The sequence below is a fragment of the Chlorogloea sp. CCALA 695 genome (genome assembly GCF_003003885.1).
GTDB lineage: Bacteria > Cyanobacteriota > Cyanobacteriia > Cyanobacteriales > Chroococcidiopsidaceae > Aliterella.
Window position 1 is genome coordinate 1 of the sequence record NZ_PVWN01000153.1, and the last position, 2350, is coordinate 2350.

4 protein-coding genes are annotated in these 2350 nt (G+C 41.1%); 3 read left to right on the forward strand and 1 reads right to left on the reverse strand.

Annotated elements, in window-relative coordinates; genetic code table 11:
* Nucleotides 1–438: FAD-binding domain-containing protein (locus tag C7B70_RS25615; RefSeq protein WP_233221167.1), on the forward strand; the 438-nt coding region annotated here is incomplete at its 5' end.
* Between the two features lie 43 nt (nt 439–481).
* On the opposite strand, the gene C7B70_RS25620 is transcribed toward C7B70_RS25615, so the two are convergent.
* Nucleotides 482–1306, reverse strand: a complete 825-nt coding sequence (locus tag C7B70_RS25620; RefSeq protein WP_106371673.1) for an SDR family oxidoreductase — start codon at nt 1304–1306, stop codon at nt 482–484.
* Between the two features lie 549 nt (nt 1307–1855).
* Between C7B70_RS25620 and C7B70_RS25625 the strand changes: the two genes are divergently transcribed.
* Together C7B70_RS25625 and C7B70_RS25630 are read left to right on the forward strand one after the other, a co-directional pair.
* Nucleotides 1856–2062, forward strand: coding sequence for a Lar family restriction alleviation protein (locus C7B70_RS25625; RefSeq protein WP_158260602.1), 207 nt, complete (start codon nt 1856–1858; stop codon nt 2060–2062).
* Nucleotides 2063–2099: 37 nt separating this feature from the next.
* A complete protein-coding gene (locus C7B70_RS25630; protein ID WP_106371675.1) occupies nt 2100–2291 on the forward strand; it encodes a competence protein CoiA family protein in 192 nt (63 codons plus the stop codon).
* Nucleotides 2292–2350 lie beyond the last annotated feature (59 nt).

Genomic DNA, 2350 nt, shown 5'->3' on the forward strand with positions numbered 1-2350 from the left:
TACATGAAATACTTAGTAGATGGCGACTTGGCTATTGATAATTGGCAGTGGCAGATGCAAGCAGGGGTAACAAATCCTTTGTCCGATACCTTCCGCATCTACAACCCTAATAAAAATTTAGAGGAGAAAGACGGCGATTTAAAGTTTATTTACCACTGGGTTGAAGAATTGCGTGGTTATAGTTTGCCAGAAATCCTTAATGGAGCGTACTTAAATGAAAGTCCATACCCTGAGCCAATACTGGACTGGGCGGAAACGAGGAAGATTAATGGCTTGATTGTTTCCAACTTGCGGAAACGGGTGAAAGAGCGATTAGTAGCCGAACAGGGGGTGGAGTTAGAGCAGGCGGCAATCGCAAAGGAAACTGTGGATAAGTATTGGGAAAGCAAAGATAAGCAATACCGAGAGTACCAAACAAGAACAGAATCATCTTGCTGAATTATTGAAGGAAGTTTTGAATTAAACCTCTTTAATAAAAAGCTTAGTATGAAGTGTTTCTAGCATATCTAAATATTTGATGACGCTTTTGTCTTTCCTGAGATAAAGGCGCAGCCATTAATAAGACTTTCTCGATCAACATGGGAGCAATACGATTGAACCATACGGCTAAATGACTTTGCCATCCCACCAAAATTTCCGGTTTGTCTTTACGCAGTCCGGCAATCAGTGTAGTAGCTACTTGCTTGGAAGTCATCGGTATGACCCACCGGAATAACTTTAATTCTCGCACCATATCAGTGTCAGTCAAAGATGGTAACAAAGCCGTTACCCGAATATTATGTGCAGCTAATTCACCCCGCAAAGCTTGAGTGAAGCCTAAAATTGCAAACTTAGTGGCGGAGTAAGTAGCCATTGTCGGCGCGGCAATCTTGCCCATGAGACTAGAAACATTAACGATATTTCCTTCTCCTTGTCTTGCCATGCGCCGAGCAATTATCCGAGTAATGGTGTACATCCCGACCAAATTAACGGCAAGTTCTTCCTGCATCTGCGGTAATTGAGATTGCAAGAAAGGAGTTTGATGGGCAACTCCAGCACAGTTGACAAGTAAATGAATTGGTCCATGATCTCGCCATGCTTGTGCCAGCGCAGTATTGACTTCTATAGGCTTTGTCAAATCCAAAGCTAAAATCTCAACTTCCACGCCAAGCTCTGAAACTAAAGCTGCCACTTGAGTTAACTTAGCTTGATCCCGTGCCAGTAACAGTAGGCGTTTGACTCCTTCTTTAGCTAATTCTAGAGCGATCGCTTGTCCAATGCCCCGACTAGCGCCAGTGATTAAAGCCGTTTTTCCTTGAATGTCCATGACCAAAACCTCCTTTAGTATTGTTGTGAATGTGCTATTAACCAGTGTCAGACTGGGAAAAAACAAGATTGAAGTAGAGCATGGATGAGACATTTCCTCAATACAACCATTGACAGAAGTAACTGTGTAGACACACCTTAACAACGGGATCAAGTATCCGCAATATTTATTAATAAAACTGGGAAACTGTAATGTAATTATACAAAGCTCTCAGAGACTAACATGATGGGCAGAGAGAGGGCAAATACCTATCGGTTCCTTAACCCACACCAATCCTATATAGTTTTTAGTCCCTTACTTAGCCAGGAAAACTATGAGAGGAGGTAGTTAAAATGAAGACATAACCATTAAGTTGCACCCAAGAAAATTAGATCAGAGTAGCAGTTTGAGTTAGTGCTGACTTAAAAATAGAAGTGGCTATTGCGAACGCGAAAATTGATTATTTCAGAGTAAGCCATTTTTTCAAACTCATTTTCTCGGTAAGAAAAACAATTCGTCTAGCTTAGGTACTGTTATATACTTGCTTAGTCAGCTTGAATTGTTAATGATGTGAGCAACAAAAAGATAGAAGCTAAGGATTACTTTTTACCTTGTCCATTTTGTGGAGACTCAGAATTAGAAATCGTTGAATCATTATTCGAGGACAGCAATGATTGTTATGAACTTGTAGTTTATTGCGCGTGTGGCGCACAAGGTCCGGCGGCAAAAACTGAGGATGAAGCAACCTTGAAGTGGAATAGTCGGGTCAAAAGTTAAAGCAGTAATTCTGAATAATCAAAAATAGTAGGTTCACTTGGGCAGTAATCGCATTTGGCTAAACTATGGCGTTGATACTGATAACAAGTTAATTTCAATCGAAGATGTAGCAAGTGGGAAAAGTAACTTAATATGCCCGTACTGTGGCAAAATACTAATCGCCAAAAAGGGCAGGATTAAAGAGCATCATTTCGCTCATGACGGGGAAACGTGGTGCGATTCGTTGTGAGTGAATCACGGTACTCAGCCCGTACATAACCTCACCAACCAATTCTCCTTAGAAGCGGT

What these genes read in the sequence shown, in the direction of transcription:
- C7B70_RS25620 (WP_106371673.1), bottom strand. Translation starts at nt 1,306, where the DNA reads ATGGACATTCAAGGAAAAACGGCTTTAATCACTGGCGCTAGTCGGGGC.